Origin of the sequence: Qipengyuania gaetbuli, from assembly GCF_020524765.1 — a bacterium.
Taxonomy (GTDB): domain Bacteria; phylum Pseudomonadota; class Alphaproteobacteria; order Sphingomonadales; family Sphingomonadaceae; genus Qipengyuania; species Qipengyuania gaetbuli_A.
On the sequence record NZ_JAIVLR010000001.1, the window covers coordinates 951,945 to 968,965 of the forward strand.

9 protein-coding genes and 1 riboswitch are annotated in these 17,021 nt (G+C 54.3%); of the genes, 7 read left to right on the forward strand and 2 right to left on the reverse strand.

Going from position 1 to position 17,021, the window contains the following annotated elements; all coding sequences use genetic code 11:
* Positions 1-8 precede the first annotated feature (8 nt).
* Complete coding sequence (tdh, locus tag LC083_RS04910) at positions 9-1,034, reverse strand: L-threonine 3-dehydrogenase (protein WP_226699427.1); 1,026 nt, start codon at positions 1,032-1,034, stop codon at positions 9-11.
* 491 nt (positions 1,035-1,525) lie between these two features.
* Positions 1,526-1,627, forward strand: a riboswitch (SAM-I-IV-variant riboswitch).
* A gap of 541 nt (positions 1,628-2,168) precedes the next feature.
* Between tdh and LC083_RS04915 the strand changes: the two genes are divergently transcribed.
* Both LC083_RS04915 and LC083_RS04920 read left to right on the forward strand, forming a co-directional pair.
* A complete protein-coding gene (locus LC083_RS04915; protein WP_226699428.1) occupies positions 2,169-2,675 on the forward strand; it encodes a hypothetical protein in 507 nt (168 codons plus the stop codon).
* 1,208 nt (positions 2,676-3,883) lie between these two features.
* The gene (locus LC083_RS04920; RefSeq protein ID WP_226699429.1) at positions 3,884-4,429 is read left to right on the forward strand and encodes a recombinase family protein; all 546 of its coding nucleotides are present in this window, start codon (positions 3,884-3,886) and stop codon (positions 4,427-4,429) included.
* Positions 4,430-4,574: 145 nt separating this feature from the next.
* Here LC083_RS04920 and LC083_RS04925 read toward each other — a convergent pair whose 3' ends face one another.
* Positions 4,575-5,837: a hypothetical protein gene (locus LC083_RS04925; protein WP_226699430.1), complete on the reverse strand. Its 1,263-nt coding sequence runs from the start codon at positions 5,835-5,837 to the stop codon at positions 4,575-4,577.
* A 409-nt stretch (positions 5,838-6,246) separates the two neighbouring features.
* Here LC083_RS04925 and LC083_RS04930 point away from each other — a divergent pair, with 409 nt between their 5' ends.
* The 5 genes from LC083_RS04930 to pglZ all read left to right on the forward strand — a co-directional run bounded on the left by LC083_RS04930 (position 6,247) and on the right by pglZ (position 17,013).
* Complete coding sequence (locus tag LC083_RS04930; RefSeq protein WP_226699431.1) at positions 6,247-6,840, forward strand: DUF1819 family protein; 594 nt, start codon at positions 6,247-6,249, stop codon at positions 6,838-6,840.
* A gap of 93 nt (positions 6,841-6,933) precedes the next feature.
* Positions 6,934-7,461, forward strand: a complete 528-nt coding sequence (locus LC083_RS04935; protein WP_226699432.1) for a DUF1788 domain-containing protein — start codon at positions 6,934-6,936, stop codon at positions 7,459-7,461.
* Positions 7,462-7,467: 6 nt separating this feature from the next.
* Complete coding sequence (gene brxC, locus LC083_RS04940; RefSeq protein WP_226699433.1) at positions 7,468-10,980, forward strand: BREX system P-loop protein BrxC; 3,513 nt, start codon at positions 7,468-7,470, stop codon at positions 10,978-10,980.
* Positions 10,980-14,498, forward strand: a complete 3,519-nt coding sequence (pglX, locus tag LC083_RS04945) for a BREX-1 system adenine-specific DNA-methyltransferase PglX (protein ID WP_226699434.1) — start codon at positions 10,980-10,982, stop codon at positions 14,496-14,498. Before brxC ends, pglX begins: the two co-directional genes overlap by 1 nt.
* A 4-nt stretch (positions 14,499-14,502) precedes the next feature.
* Complete coding sequence (pglZ, locus tag LC083_RS04950) at positions 14,503-17,013, forward strand: BREX-1 system phosphatase PglZ type A (protein WP_226699435.1); 2,511 nt, start codon at positions 14,503-14,505, stop codon at positions 17,011-17,013.
* Positions 17,014-17,021 lie beyond the last annotated feature (8 nt).

Sequence of the window (17,021 nt, forward strand, 5' to 3'; positions counted from 1 at the left end):
TTGCGTTCCTATTCCCAGTTCAGCACGACCTTGCAGGCTTCGCCCGAAAGCATCGCCTCGAAGCCCTGCTCGAAATCGTCCGCCGGAAGGCGGTGGGTGATGATGGGCGAAAGGTCGAGCCCGCTCTGCACGAAGACCTGCATCTTGTACCATGTCTCGAAAATCTCGCGGCCGTAGACGCCCTTCAGCGTAAGCATGTTGAAGATGACCTTGTGCCAGTCGATCCGCACGTCGCCGGCGGGCAGGCCGAGAATGGCGATCTTGCCGCCATGCGCCATGTTGTCGACCATGGAGGCAAAGCCCGGCTCGCTGCCCGACATCTCGAGGCCCACGTCGAAGCCTTCGGTCATGCCGAGTTCGGCCTGCACGTCTTCCAGTTTCTCGCGGGTCACGTTGACGGTGCGCGTTGCGCCCATACGCTTGGCAAGCGCCAGGCGCTCGTCGTTGAGGTCGGTCACGACCACGTGGCGCGCGCCCGCATGGCGGCAGACCGCTGCGGCCATAATGCCGATCGGGCCGGCACCGACGACAAGCACGTCCTCGCCCAGCACGTCGAACTGCAGCGCGGTGTGCACCGCATTGCCATAGGGGTCGAACAGCGAGGCGACGTCGAGGTCGATCTTGGGATCGTGGACCCACACATTGGCCGCCGGAAGCGAGAGATATTCGGCAAAGGCACCCGCGCGGTTCACGCCGATGCCCTGCGCATGGGCGCACATGTGGCGGCGGCCCGCCATGCAGTTGCGGCAGCGGCCGCACACCACGTGGCCTTCGCCCGACACGATCTGGCCGACCTGGAAGTCACCGGCATTGTCGCCCACGTCGACGATCTCGCCGACGAATTCATGGCCGACGATCATGGGCACCGGAATGGTCTTCTGCGCCCAATCGTCCCATTTCCAGATGTGCATGTCGGTGCCGCAAATGGCGGTGCGTCGCACTTTGATGAGGACGTCGTTGATGCCCATTTCGGGCTTGGGGCTGTCCTGCATCCACAGGCCGGGTTCGGCCTTGGCCTTGACCAGTGACTTCATCGAATTCTCTCTCCTGGCACGGCCGCGTCAGGAATCGCTCGCGACCGGCTGCGAGCCCTCTAGGCCCGCTGCACGGTGCAACGCAAACTCAACCGGACCGCGGATTGGAAACGAACATTCCGTCCGCGTTTCTTGAATTTTTCGAAAAGTAGTGGTGCCAGAAGAGGACTCCCATTACGCACCCCAAGAACCGCAGAAATCCGCCATTCTGTGCACTCTCGATCAGCGTCGTGTGTACCGATTGTGTGTACGAGTTTCAATACTCTAGCTAAATTCGAGTCCTCGTTAGGGACTCAAATCGACGACAATTTCCGATAGGGAAATTAGCCTCCAAAAATATGCATCTCTGGCGAGCAACTCTCAGTCTAAATCGTTCCATCATTGGCTCAAAACAATCGAACCGGCGGTGGTTCGCTAGGTGTCGTTCAATTCAGGCTTGTGGGGCCAGTGCGAGATCTTGCTGTGTACCTGAGCGAAAGCTGGTATTGGGAATAAATCATCAAGAGAAGGGTGCTCCCTCACCAACCTGCCCGCCCGGGTAAGGTGGTATTGCGAACGCAGATGTGGCCAAGTCGGCAAATGATCGGGCTAATATCGGAACCGCATGTGGGCCAACCCTTCAGTACTTTGAAGGAGCGCGTCCAATGCTGAGATCCGAGAAATGGACCTATCCCCTTGCCTCTGCCGCAAGAGACTTACGCCTTGCAGCCGTTCGCAGATGCATGGAAGAACTTCCTCCACCCCATAACTACGCCACCCATTGCAGACGAAAGATACTCGTCGATCGCCTCGAGCTCGAGCTATCTGAGTTTGATTTCCGCTACCGTCAGGTCTGGCAGAAACCTGCTAGTTTAGATCAGCTAATATGTATGGGAACGTTATTACTTGAGAGTACTGGCGGTACGGCTCCAAGAGAGGTCATGCCTTTAAACGAAGATCTCCTAATAAACAGGCATAGCTTGCCACTACTCGTACGCTGGATGGAGGAGCGTCTACGCAACAATGCAGAAGCGAGATCAGATTGAATGATTAAAGTGCCAAATGGGAATTGGACATCGACGCCCCAAAATCCCCAGATTTCATGCACTTTCTGCCGCTCGCGAATCTAGCAATAAGAAAGCATGGAGATAAACGTTGAAGAAGCCTCATGTACCCATGTCTCCTTCTGAGCTGCCACAACAGCGCCTAGTGCCGGTGGTGGAACTCGAAGAGCGTCCGGTGGCCTTTGATGCGGTGGTGGGCTTCGATGTGAAGCCCCCGGGCGTCGCTCTTCCGAAAGGCCCCTCAAATGCTGAGTATCTGGGGCAAGTGGAATGGGCGTGGTCACCTAGGCACGTTAGGCTCGATGCGTATTATCTGAGCCGGGGCCGCAAAGACTGGATGCTCTGGATCTACCACGAGGACGAATTCGACTCTTGGGTTTGGTTGCCCGTTGGGTATGTGCCCAAGAAGCAAGCCAGCGACAGGCAGGCTGCAATTCATCTCTTGCTCGATTTTTGGAGGCTTGACCGGGAGGAAAGCGATCTTGATTGCTATCACTGGATTAATGAGGGAGGCCTGCTGACGGTAGCTGACCTTGATGCGATCGCCCGCCAGGTCTGGCCTGAGAAATTCGACTTCGACACAAACGGTAAACCATGACGACAACACCGGAGGCGACCTCCAGCAGCACCGCTATATCCACTCCACCGCCGTCGCCCATCCAGTACTCGGGAACCACTACCCCAGAGACCCCAGAGATGGCGACAGATGCTTTGTCGAGCTTGGGGTCACTTGAGATAGCGCTGCTGGCCGCTGCGATTGGCGCACTAATTGCTGGTGGTTTCGTATACAATCAGACGCACCAAATGCGGAAATTGGACGCGGCCAATAAGGCCCGAAAGCTTCGCGCGGTCCGAGCGGTCCTTCCACTATCTCTCAGCAATCTTTCGGAATGGTCGGCCGACTGTATCCATGAGCTCTTACAGATCTATCATCGGGTCGACGGTGGAGGAGCTGCTGTCCCCCTTCAGGCCCTAGAAGTTGTGCCCTCGCTGCCTTCGGAGGTTCTTCCCCAGCTCGAGCAATTCGCCGAATTCGGTAATGAGGGGGCTGCCAAATCCGTGGCGAACCTGTTGGGGAACATTCAGGTCTTCACAGCCCGGATGCGAAGCCGGGGAGGAAGGCATCGAACAAACGTGCTCACCCTCCATGAAGTCAATAGCCATCTCATCACTGCCGCAGGGATCGCTGCTCACGTTGATGCACTTTACAGCTACAGTCGACGCGAGAGTGAGGATACTCCGCCCCACGGGGAGTGGGAAGGTGTCCGATCCACTTTGAGGCGCCAAGGAGCCGGAGAAGACTTGGAAACGCCCTTATTCGACGCGATTTCTAGACGGGAAGCTTCGGGCAGGAAACCAACTCACATTGGCGCCGAGTAGGATCGGAGGGGGCTTGGGGCAGATTGAAACACGCCATTGCTCCAGAACTTGTGCCTTTTAGTTAACCCGTCAGCATGGCCTAAAACATCGGTCGCATGCCGCTTGCCGCTCAGAAAGCTGAGCCATACTCTTTCGAGCAATCTCGCGAAGTGTTAAGGATCCCACCTGTCTGAGCGATGTGCAGTGAAGCCATCGATTGTGAAGTCGTATCTTCATCAATCCTGACGGTACCATCAAGCTTGGCCAAAGGGACCCATTGGGACCCAAAGGAGCTAAACCCGCAAGCTCCAGAAGACTTCTGGACGTCCGCAGGGTATACCCTAAAGATACGTCACCTTGAGACACTATCGGTGTCTCATTAGCATTGACGTGAACATTCCGGACATTCAGAGCCAATGGTCCAGACGCTATTGGAACAGTTTCATCATGGCCACAACTATAGGCTACGCACGGGCGAGCTCCGACGATCAAGACTGCACAGTCCAGGAGGAGAAGCTCAAAGCTGCCGGCTGCACTATTGTCCGTTCTGAAAAGAAGAGCGGAGCCTCCAGGCAAGGTCGCGAGCAGTTGGATACGATCTTGGAATTCTTGCACGAGGGCGACACCCTGATGGTGACCCGGATCGATCGTCTCGCGCGTTCCGTCAGGGATCTGGAGGACATCGTAGGAACGATCAGGAAAAAGGGAGCCAACCTTCAGGCGTCAGAGCAGCCAATAGATACCGCCACTCCAGCGGGCGTCGCCTTCCTCCAGATGCTCGGCGTATTTGCGCAGTTCGAAACCGCTCTACGTCGGGAGCGCCAGATGGAGGGTATCGCAAAGGCTAAAGCTAAGGGTGTATACAAAGGCCGAAAACCCTCAGTCCCTGTGGAAGAAGTTAGGCGACTGAGGCGTGAGGGCCTAAATCCCACGGAGATCAGCAGGCAGCTAAAAATTGGCAGAGCTTCTGTCTATCGAGCTCTCGGCAGCTAAACTCTCTCCAAAGAATAATCGGGCGGATTAGAAGCCTGAAGTCGACTGTGCTGGCCGAATTCTGGCGAAAATGGCAAAGAGGCATAGTGGCGTTGAGCGCGCCCCACGGACCGTTAGATCGTTGGCTAAGCCGGGACTCTTTCGTCTAGCTCAGTCTTGGCTCGGGGCCTGCTGCCAGGCCCAGCGTCTCCCGAAAGTACCGGGTAAACGCCCCCGTGAGGGCACTTTTGGCCAACCTAATATTCGGCTTGGCAACTATGAGGGCATCATGGACCGGTAGGAAACCGACCTTATGGTCGATCATCAATTCCTCCATGGCCAGCCGAAGGATCTCCGCCTCATGAAATTGGAGGTCTAGCGGGCCTATGCCCAAGCTTGGGAGGCCAGCCAAGAATGGATATCGACCAAGGCCTGCCCTCCTAGCTAGATTATGCTTCGAGCCACCCGCTGCTGGGTCGGAGGTACCCAGAGCGATGAGTAGCCATGCCTTCATCCTTTCCCGATCGACCTTAGGGCCGGAGAAGCCATGGGGCGTTCCAGAGTCTCTGACCGACCCCGCTCCCGGTGCAAGGTCGTAGACCTCATATGGGTCGCGCGAATTATCGAAAGGCATCCCCAATAGACCATGAAGGATCGTGAGGTGCGAAGCGCTGATATCGACCTCCTCAACCTCCTGCTCATCGATGCGAATAACGCGTTTCCGAGTCTCGGCGGATCCCTCCATCCGCTCATAGGGGTCGGCCTCCGGCATAGAATAGTATCGTCCGTGCCACTGCCAATTGAAATCGGGGCGGTCGCCATTGTTGAAGACCCGTCGCAACCCAGAAAATGCGATGCCTTCGATCCGCCCAGGCGCCCTTAAGTGCTCATTGAGACGCTGAAGGTCAGCCACGATCTTTGCCGCCATTGGCTCAGTCAGATTGACCGCAAGACGCCTAGGTTCCGAACTCTTCGACTTCTTCTCCCCCCTCTTCTCCAGGAGGTCAGTCGCTCCTGGGGCGGCCGGACGACCCATATCGAAATGCTTGTGCCACTCCGTAAGAGCGATGCCTTGGCTCTCCGCTAGTTCCACGAGCTTCGCAGTGGGTCGAAAACTAGTTCGAGCCGCTTTCGTCTGCTTCCCTCCAAACAGTGAAAATGTGCGGATATACCCGGGCAGCTCTTCAATCAATTCGGCTTCACCAAGAGCATCCCTCATCGTCTTGAAGGCTTGCGGCCCACCTGGGCGTCCCGATTGGGCGTTAGTGTTGGTTGCTAACTTGCACCAAACATCAACGGATGCGGCCGCGAGCAAATCTGCCAGGAAAGCGCCTGTAATCGCGCGGTACTTAAGGATCGAAGAGGGCCTGAGTTGCCCCTGCATTGCCTTGTAGGGTGAGATCACCTCATCCACGATCAGACCAACCAACCGGGTACCCTCCGGTGACCTGGGGCTACCCGTGAGCATCATGGAGCGGCTGTAGGTTCGAGCATCACGCCTTTGTGCCTCTTCCATAATGGGAAGCGGTGTCGATAAGTGCATTGAGATAGGGGCTTTCAGATCATAAGGTTTCGTGGGTCGGCGCAAGTCGTCATGAAGGGTAGGCGGAAGTTCCCACCACCCCTGCCACAAGCAGGCCTCAAAAGGCCTTAAGGTAACCTATAGCCATAGTGGTATGAAAACTCTCTCGATTGAACCCGCTAGACCGTCGCTCTGCGAATGGGCAGAGACTTTCGTCCCCGCATGAGCTGTGGGTGTCGTTTTGAAACCATTCACTAGCCTGACGGGTCTCAGAAAATTTCCCTACCGATACATTCAAGCCTGATAAACACGACCGATGTCCGCAAAGAATCCTTATCGCCTATCATTCTCGACCGGAGGCCTATTTGCACCAGCCTCAGTAGAGCTTGCTTCCATTTATGAGGATCTTGGCGATTGGGAAGCGGTGAAGAAAATTGCTGGAGAGAGAGGTCTGACTGGCTTTCAGGCAAAATCATCTTCCACCAGAACAATCCGAGAGCTGGTAACTCGCCTCTCGTTCCTCAACGACGACGAGCGATCGCTCCTCCTGTCCGGGAGTAGTGTTGAGCAGAGCGCCCTACTGTGGCTGGCACTTTGCCGGACCTATCCTTTTATCCGAGAATTTTCGATCGAAGTCCTGGGCGAGCGCCTTGCTCATTTCCGAACCGACCTCAACTACGAACACTTCGACGCCTACGTGGCATCAAAATCTCAGTGGAACGAGGATCTGGATGACCTCTCCGAAACTACCTTGAAAAAGCTTCGGCAGATCTTGTTTCGCTACATGCGCGAAGCAGGGGTTCTAGTCGAAGGTGACCGGATTGCCGCCTATCTTCTTCCAAGCTCGGTTCGCGCCCTTTTGGAGCAGCAGGACCCAACCGAGTTGCGCTTTTTCCCTGGCGTGACCTAAGGAGCATAAATGGCATTGCGCACAGACACATACGAACCACGTGAGCTCCTAGATCACCTTTGCAAAGTGATATCTTCCCAGCGCTTTTTGAATATGGAGAGCCTCAACAACGAAGTGCCTTTCTTCATATGTCCTTATGACATCGCTCGTCAGAAGGACATCGACGAGGTCTACGTGAGGCTCCTGAAGCATCTCGAAGGCTCAAACTTAAGTGTTTTGGAGATAAACCTCTATAATACCTGCATCGATATTCTTCGCGCTAGGAACATTTGGAGCCAAGTACTCGATGCAGAGGAGCTGAGTGCAAAATCTGAATTATTGGAGCTACTACAAGGGGTCCTCGACCCTCAAGATCATCTAGTGCCCGCCATCTCCGAACGGATCACTTCCACCAATCCGGATGTGATGTTCATTACAGGTGTCGGGGAAGTATTCCCGTTTATTCGCTCGCATAACGTGCTCAACAATCTTCAGAGCGTCGCAAAGGGGTTTCCTACAGTCATGTTCTTTCCGGGTCGCTACACGCACGAAATTGCCAGCGGCGCATCCCTTGACCTCTTTGGTCGCCTTCATGACGACAAATACTATCGCGCATTCAACATCCTGCACGTCGAGGCATGACGCATTATGGCACTAAAACTAAAAGAAATTTTTGATAAGCCTGTCGATCGCAGAATTGAGGGGGTCATCAAGGCGGATGATGACGCCAGCTTACTTAATGAGCTTGAGGAATATGTCATCACCGATGAGGTGGAGAAGCACCTCAATATCTTCCTCGACGCCTATTTGAACGCAGAAAACTCAAATGGCGTATGGATTTCCGGATTCTTTGGTTCGGGCAAATCGCATCTACTGAAGATGCTTGCGTTGCTCCTCGAAAATCACGAGGTCGATGGGGTAAACGCCCTCGCGGTGTTCAGCGAGAAGGTAAAGCAGAACCAATTTCTTAAGGCTGATATTGAACGCGCCGCATCGATCCCTTCGATGAGCATTCTTTTCAATATCGACCAGAAGGCCGATGTGATCTCAAAGGCACAGGTCGATGCTCTCCTCGCTGTATTTCAGAAGGTCTTTGACGAAGCCTGCGGCTATTATGGGAAGCAGGGGCACGTTGCTCAGTTTGAGCGCCACCTCGATGAGAACGGAAACTTTGCGGCCTTCAAGACCGCATACGAGGAAATTGCCCTAAAGCCGTGGGAGCGAGGTCGCGAACAACACATTCTAGAAGAAAAATCGATTGCGGCTGCTTACGCGAAAGCGACTGGGGGAGATCCGTCCGAAGCTGCTGGCGTACTCAAAAAGTATCGCGAGACCTATAAGGTATCAATCGAGGATTTCGCCGACCAGATTAACAAGTTCGTGGAGCGCCAGCCCAAGGGGTTTCGGCTTAATTTCTTCGTTGATGAGGTAGGGCAATACATCGCCGATAACACCAAGCTGATGACCAATCTGCAAACTATTGCAGAGTCATTGGCGACGCGCTGCAAGGGCAAAGCGTGGATTATTGTTACCGCACAGCAGGAGATGGGCGGCATTGTCGGAGACATGTCGAAGCAACAGGATTTGGATTACTCAAAGATCCAGGCCCGCTTTGCCACGCGCATGCCATTGACCAGTGCGAATGTAGCCGAGGTAATCCAAAAACGATTGCTAAAAAAAGCCGAGGAGGCCGAGGGGGCTGTCGGCGAGCTCTATGATGCCCATGAAAACGACATGCGGACATTGTTCGGCTTCTCGACGGGCGTGCAATTTAAGACCTATCGAGATCGCGATCACTTCATCGCAAGTTACCCATTCCTCCCGTACCAATATGATCTTTTCCAGGAAGCCATAAGAGAGCTATCAAACCATAACGCCTTTGAGGGACGGCACGCGTCAGTTGGCGAACGCTCTATGTTGGGCGTCTTCCAGCAGGTCGTGAGGCAAATCAAAGATTACGAACTTGGTGCCGTTGCGCCGTTCGATTTGATGTTTGAGGGAATTCGTTCTGCGCTGAAAGCGGGCGTTCAATCTTCGATTTTGCTGGCAGAGCGAAACATCGAGAATGAACTTGCACAACGCATCCTCAAAGCCCTCTTCCTTGTTAAGTATGTTAAGCAGTTCAAACCAACACTCGAGAACATTGCCGTGCTCGTCCGAGAGCGTTTCGACGGCGATGCGGTCAAGTTGACCCGTGACGTAGAGGCGGCGCTCAACCTACTCGAACAACAAACCTACATTCAGCGTAACGGTTCGGTCTACGAGTTCCTCACGGACGAAGAGAAGGATGTCGAGGAAGAGATCAAGAACACCGAGGTCGACAACTCTGAGATCTCCGCCGCACTCGACCAGATGCTTTTCGGGATCGGTCTGAGGACTAACAAGATCCACCACGAGATCGCTGGCGCAGACTACCCTTACGCAAAACATGTAGACGATCAGTTGTCGGGCCGGGACTACGAGCTGAAGATCAATATGATCACCCCCTTTCATCCGGAAGGCGGCCAGGTTGAGCGCTTTCGAATGCAGACCATGAACCGGAACGAGCTCTGCGTTATCTTGCCCGAGGAGGAACGCTTCCTAAGAGACCTGATCCAGCTAAAGAAAACTGAAAAGTACGTCCGACAGGCCTCTACGACTAACCTACAGCCAACTCTCCAGCGGATCATTAGCGAGAGGAGGGAGCAGATTGAACAACGCGGTCGCGCGTTAGAGCTAAGCGCCAAGAGGCTTCTTGCCGACGCGAGGCTGTTCGTGAGGGGTCAGGAACTCGATATCCCCGGCGAAGACGGAGCCGGTAGGATTGTCCGTGGTTTCGGCAGTCTAATCGATAAGGTCTACACTAGCCTCGGCCAGCTTCGCGGGATCTCCTATACCGAGAGCCATATTTCTGAGGCTCTGTCGAAAGCGGATGATGGCCTTTTCGGTGCTGACGGATCTCCGTTGCCCGAGCCTGAGCAAAGCGTTCTCAATCACCTGCAGATGAATAAGAGTCGTGCCCTTCGATCCACAGTGAAATCTGTGACGGAAGAATTCGAGAAGGCTCCCTACGGCTGGCCTCGAATGGCTATCCTCGCTCAGCTTGCCGCTCTCTACGCAAGGGGGCGCATCGAAGCCAAAAAGGACGGGAGCAGCCTCTCCTCGAGCGAATTCGGCAAGGCTCTCCGGAACACGCACGAATTCTCGAACATCGTTCTCGAGCCGCAGGTCGAATTCACCCAAGGGCAGGTCACGGCACTAAAAACTTTCTACAAGGAGTTCTTCGATACATTGCCCCGAGCTGCCGAGGCAAAGGCATTGGCAGAAGAAACGCTTGCTGACCTCAAAAGGGAAGCGGACGAGCTCAGGACACTTGCGCAGAGCTCCAGCCGCTATCCATTCTCGAGCAAGTTGGAGCCGGTTGCCCAACAGTTGTCCGAATTGGCGAGCTTGGGAGTGAACGGGCTTTTCGCCGAACTCGCCACGAGGCAGGACAAAGTCTTGGACGCCAAGGAGGACGTCTCGGGGCCAATCAAGCAGTTCCTCAAAGGAGACCAAGGAAAGATCTGGGATCAAGGACACGACTTCCTGCAAAAGCAGGGGACGAACATTGCCTATCTTCCAGGTGTTTCGACCGAGCCAATCCAGTCAATTTTGGACGATCCCGAATGTTATCGCGGGGACAAGATGCGTCGCCTCCGAGGCGAGATCGATGCACTCAAAGCAAAGGTCGATGAAGCGCTCGATGCCGCACGGCAATCCGCGCGAGCAGACCTCGATGCTTTGAAAACATATCTGACAACGGGTGAAGGATACGCGGCCGCTGCAACAGAGATCGACATCGCGTTTACCAGCGCTGAGGCAGGCCTACGCGATGCCGACACCATCCCCTTGGTCGAGCGTACCGTGGATCTGTTCAAGCGTAACGAGTACCCTGCCCTGCTCGCAAAGGCAGAAGGTACCGAAGACAGGGTCAAACAGTCTGCAGCGGACGGCTTTGACAACACCGGTGCAGAGGGGAGTGGGCAATCGGGCGCGAAGCCATTGACCCCGATTTCTTCGCTGAGGCCCGCGCACTCTAAACCCGTCCTGTCATCAGAAGAGGACGTCGAACAATACCTGCAGGAGCTGCGTGAAAAGCTTCTTGCGGAAATCCAATCTGGCAAGCGGATCTCGCTCTAATGGACACCTCTATCCTGAAGAAGTTCGCACCGCAGGCTCGCAAGCTGCTGATCGATCAAGTGTCGGTGAAGCTGCGGTCAGTTTTGGCATCTGACAGTGCGGCCCGCCGCGAGCAGCCGAAAGCTGTAACTGAGCTCGAAAAGCAGCTTGCTGCGTTGGGCGAAGAAGAGCTGATTGAGAAGGTTGCCTACACTTGGTTCAACCGGCTGAGCGCCTTGCGTTTCATGGATGCAAACGGTCTCAACACTATCCGGGCGGTCACACCGGCCGAGGGCCAATCGCAGCCGGAGATCCTGGCGGAAGCCATGGCCGAGCATATCGACCCGGCCATTGTGCCAAAGGATGTGGCAGACCGCGTTCGGGCACTGCTGAGTGGCGCCGCCACCAGCTCAGACCCGCAGGCGGAAGCCTATCAGCTGCTGCTCGTGGCTGTTTGCAACGCCTGGCACAGCACCATGCCGTTCATGTTCGAACGGATTGCGGACTATACCGAGCTGCTGATGCCGACAGGACTGCTTGCCCCGGACTCCATCATGGTCCGGCTGCGCGAGGTGATGAACGACGAGGCTTGCCAGGATGTCGAGATTATTGGCTGGCTCTACCAGTTCTACATCTCCGAGAAGAAGGACGAGGTCTTCGCGGGGCTGAAGAAAAATAAGAAGATTACGGCGGAGAACATCCCTGCTGCCACTCAGCTGTTCACGCCGCACTGGATCGTGCGGTACCTGGTGGAGAATTCGCTTGGGCGCCTGTGGATGCTCAACCACCCGAATTCCAGGCTGGTTGAGCGGATGGACTACTACATTGCGCCAGAGGAGCCAGAAACCGACTTCCTCAGGACATCCTCGCCTGAAGAAATTCGCATCTGTGATCCAGCCTGCGGCTCAGGCCACATGCTCACCTACGCCTTCGATCTACTTTACGCGATCTATGAAGAACAGGGCTATGAGCCCAGCGAGATCCCGGCCAAGATCATTACGCACAACCTGACCGGCATCGAGATCGATGATCGCGCAGGAGCGCTGGCGGCCTTTGCGCTTGCTATGAAGACTGCAGCCAGACTTGGGCGACGCCGATTCATGCGAATGGAGGCAAAGCCTGACATTGTGGTGATGCAGGACGTGGCGTTCACGCCTGCTGAGATGCAAGATGTGGCGGCTGTGGTGGGCGAAGACCTGTTTACGGACGAACTCCAAGAAACGCTGGGACAATTCACAGACGCGAAAAACTTCGGCTCGCTGATCGTGCCAAAACTTCGCGACCCGGCGGAGGCACTACGCGTAGTAGAAGCTCGGGATTTTGCTGATGACTTGTTGCTGAGAGAACTTCAAAAACGAGTTTTAGCTGTTCTGCTAATGTCCGAGGCGCTTCGGTCGACGTATCACGTAGTGGTGGCCAACCCCCCATACATGGGCGCTCAGAACTTTGATGCGGTATTGAAAACATTCGCTAGCGAAAATTTCACAGAGAGTAGAGCCGATCTTTTCTCAATGTTTATGGAGCGCGGCCTAAATCTCTTAAAAGCAAAATGTTATGCCTCGTTCGTCACTATGCAGACATGGATGTTTATATCATCATTTGAAGATCTTCGCTATAAAGTGACGACAGATTATCAAATCAGAGGCTTGATCCAGATTGGATTTAATAGTTTTCCGGAAATGAATTCGAAGGTCGCTCAGGCCGCAGCATTCATAATTCAGAGAAGTGCCGAGCGAGTCAAGGGGGCTTTCTTCGACCTCAACGACGCCCCACAATCCGCAAACAAAAGGGTCGTGCTCGAAGAAAAGATCGAAGCTAGGGATTGGTTTGCAGTTGAGCCATCTGGCTTCTCTAAAATGCCCGAAAACCCCATTGCCTACTGGGCCACCGAAAAGGAGATTAAGGCGTTTGAGAATGGCTATGCCCTCAACACGGAAGCAAACCCTAGAGTTGGCCTTTCGACATCAGATACGGCGAGATTTGTTCGACCATGGCATGAGCTGAATTTCGCAACTATTGGATTGGGATTTTCTAATAAGGAAGACGCTTCTGCGAGTTCCAAAAAATGGTTTCCGCTTAACAAAGGTGGTGAATTTCGTCGCTGGTATGGCAATAATGACTTTGTTCTAAACTATATGAACGATGGAGCTGAGTTAAAACATTGGCTCATCAACAATCCAAACGACCCAACAACTACCAGCTGGGCTCGATATATACGGAGTCCGGAATTTTACTTCCGAGAGTCTGCAACTTGGTCGAAAATCAGCAGCTCAAAATTCTCTGTTCGATATTCTCCAGAAGGATTCATTTTTTCTGACGCTAGCAATGGGATATTTCCTGAGCCCGGGCGCCTCAATTTTTATTTGGGCCTTCTTAATTCTAGCGTCTCTCACAGTCTTCTGAAGATCCTCTCTCCTACTTTAAACTTCAAGTCGGGAGATATTGGCCGCATTCCCGTACTTTCGGTTCCAAAATTTTCTGACAATGTAGTTCTAAACTTAGTCAAGCTCGCCAAATTTGATTGGGACGAATCCGAAACGTCGTGGGATTTCGAGAGACACCCCTTGCTGTCGGAAGAGAATGGAAGTCGCTCTTTGGAGATGACTTATTCTGACCTTCGTGCTGATTGGGGGTCAAGGACAAATGAAGTGAAAATGCTGGAGGAAGAGAACAATCGCATTTTCATAGACGCCTACGGCCTTCAAGACGAGCTGAACCCGGATGTGCCGCTTGCGGAAATCACCCTCAATTGCAATCCAACTAGTCGCTATAGCCCAAAACTCAACAGAGAGGAGCATGAGAGGCGGCTTCTTTCGGACACCATGGCTGAGTTCCTTAGCTATAGCGTGGGCTGCATGTTCGGCCGCTACAGCCTGGAAGAGCGAGGCCTGATCCTCGCTAATCACGGTGAGACACTCCAGGATTATCTCGCCCGCGTGCCCTCACCATCATTTATGCCGGACGAGGACAATGTGATCCCGATCCTCGATCGCGATTGGTTCGCGGACGACATCACAGGACGCTTCCGCACATTCCTACGCACGACTTTCGGTGAGGATCATTTCACCGAAAACCTCCGATTCATCGAGAGCGCGCTCGGCAAGGATATCCGGAAATACTTCCTCCGAGATTTCTACAACGATCACGTCAAACGCTACAAGAAGCACCCGATCTACTGGCTGTTCTCCAGCCCCAAAGGTAGCTTCAATGCGCTGATCTACATGCACCGCTATCGCCCTGACACGATCAGCGTGGTGCTGAATGACTATCTGCGCGAATATATCCGGAAGCTCGAAGCCCATCGCGAACAGCAAGAGCGGATCCAGGCGGACCCTTCATCAGCAGCGTCCGCGAAGACAAAGGCGGCCAGAGAGATCGAGGAAGCCAGCAAGGTACTGGCTGAGCTCGAGGCATATGAGAAGGATGTACTCTATCCACTGGCGACACAGCGCGTGGGGATCGATCTCGATGATGGCGTGAAAGCGAACTATCCGAAGTTCGGCGCTGCGCTGAAGCGGATCCCGGGGCTCTCGGAATAGCCCGATGAAAGACAAGCTCGAGTATGCGTTGAAGGCGAAATTTTCAGGCGGTGAGCGCCAGATCGTCTTCTGGTACGACACCGCCGAGGAGTTCGCCGACGATTTCGCCGCCCTCGATTTACCGGGCGTCGAAAAGGTGGAGGTGCAAAACAACGAATTTGCTTTGAAGCACCGCATGCTTCGGGAGCAGCCGGAGCAGCATTTCCTGGTCTACGCTCGTGGCTCCCAACCGGAAGACATCGACAACTGGCTGTTGGACGTTCTCTTGTCCCACTCTCAGTTCCGAACCGACAAGGTCCAGATGTGGCTGGACGAGCTCGGATTGCCCGGACCTTTTGCTGGTCTTCTGGAGGAACACCAAGCATTCTTCGGAGCGAATGCTCGTTACGAAGAACTTAAACGCCTGATCGAGCCAAGCGACAGTCGCACACGCGTCCGAATGAAGATGGTTGCCGTATGCCTTGGCGTCCACCCGGATATCGACGCTATCGTTGAAGCATTGCTTGGTGGATTGGCCAAGGGTGAGGAGAACTTGGCTCGGACGATGGGGCTGCTCGAACGTTGCCGCCTCGCTGAATTCCTGTGGGAGCAGTTCGCCGAACGGTTTGGCTACCGCGCGGAAACTCCGAGCATCGGTGATTTCGCTATCGCTCTATTTAGAGCCTCGTACGCAGCGGATCTCGGCGCAGAAGCTGAACTCACATCCGATGCACACATCTGCTTCAAACGCTGGAAAAATGGTCGCACTACTGCAGCCGATTTCGAAATTCTATCCGCCGAATTTGCCGAGGCTCTGAACGTCGAAGAGGATCTCGAACGGCGAGATTTTCGCGACCTTATGCGGCTTGATCAGTACGAGGCAATCGACCGCAAAATCATTCGGGCGTTAGTCCACGAGGTCGCCGAACAGACGGTTTCTCATGCAGAGGTCGAGCGCTGGGTCCGCGAGCGAAAAGGTCTCCATTGGTTCGCCACGTTTGAACCAATTTATGAAGCCATCCTGGCTGCAGCTCGGTTCCTTTACGAGCTTGCCCACACGTCACTGGAGGTGAAGGGCTTTGATCAAGGGATAGACCTTTACGCAACGCGCTGGTTCCGATTGGACCAATTGTACCGAGAATTCATCAAGAATGCCGACCAGTCGAAACAGGCCACGAGCTTGCTTTCAGAGCTCACCGAACAGGTCGAAAACCGCTATTCTAATCAATTCCTCTTGACCTTGAATGACAACTGGCAGGCTCAGGTTGACGCAGCCGATACTTGGAATTCCGCAGCCGTTACGATGCAGACGGATTTCTACAGGTCGAAGGTCCGTCCCGTTCGCCATAATGGGCAAAAAGTGTGCGTAATCATTTCTGATGCTCTACGCTACGAAGTCGGCGAAGAGCTTCAGCGAAGGATACGCTCGTTAGACCGCTTTACGGCGGAGCTCGAACCAGGCCTCAGCGCATTGCCAAGCTACACCCAATTGGGAATGGCAGCTCTTCTCCCCCACCGCGAGCTTAAGATAGAAGACAAGGCGACAGTTCTTGTCGACGGTCAATCGGCTTCAGGCCTCCAGAACCGTGAGAAAATCCTGACTGCCGGTGCGAGCGGAGAACGGTGCAAGGCTCTCAAGTTTGAAGAGCTAATGGAGCTGGTGAAAGATGACGCTCGAGAACTGATCCGCGAGCATGACGTCATCTATGTCTACCACGATCGGATCGATGCGATGGGAGACAAGCCGGGGACCGAACGCCAAGTTTTCGAAGCCGTCGAAGACACCTTCAAGGATCTCGAAAGCGCGGTCCGCAAACTCATGTCAGCAAATGCAAGTAAGATCCTGATCACAGCTGACCACGGGTTTCTCTTCCAGGCACGCAAGATTGACGAAAGTGATTACGCTTCCGCTGGGGTTACCGGCAAAGACGTTGTCTTTGTTAACCGCAGGTATGCCCTGGGGCGAGGGCTTGAACCTAGCGCCAGCGTAAAGACCTTCACGTCGGCCGCTGCTGGACTTTCCGGTGACCTTGAGGTGCAAATTCCGAAGTCGATCAATCGCCTCAGAAAAAGCGGATCGGGCGCCAGGTTCGTACACGGCGGCGCGAGCCTCCAAGAAATTGTCATCCCGATCCTGACCGTTAGTAAGTCTCGCGCAAGTGATGTGGAGTTGGTCGAGGTTGAGATTTTGGCTGGCGACAGCCGCCTCATCACGACCAGCCAACTCGGCGTGAAACTGTATCAGAGCGAACCCGTCGACGATAAAATCCAATCCCGGGAACTCAAAATCGGGATCTACTCGCTAGATGGGGACTTGCTTTCCGACGAGCAAACGCTGGTTTTTGACAGCACATCGATCGACCCAAGAGATCGAGAGCGCTCGATCCGCCTACTTCTCACCCGGAAAGCTGATGATCACAACAACCAAGAAGTGATCTTAAAGCTCTCTGAGCGTCACAAGAACACGAGCGCCTTCAAGGACTACCGAACCGTTCGGTATACGCTGCGCCGCCGACAAACCGATTTCGACTTCTAGGGGACTGC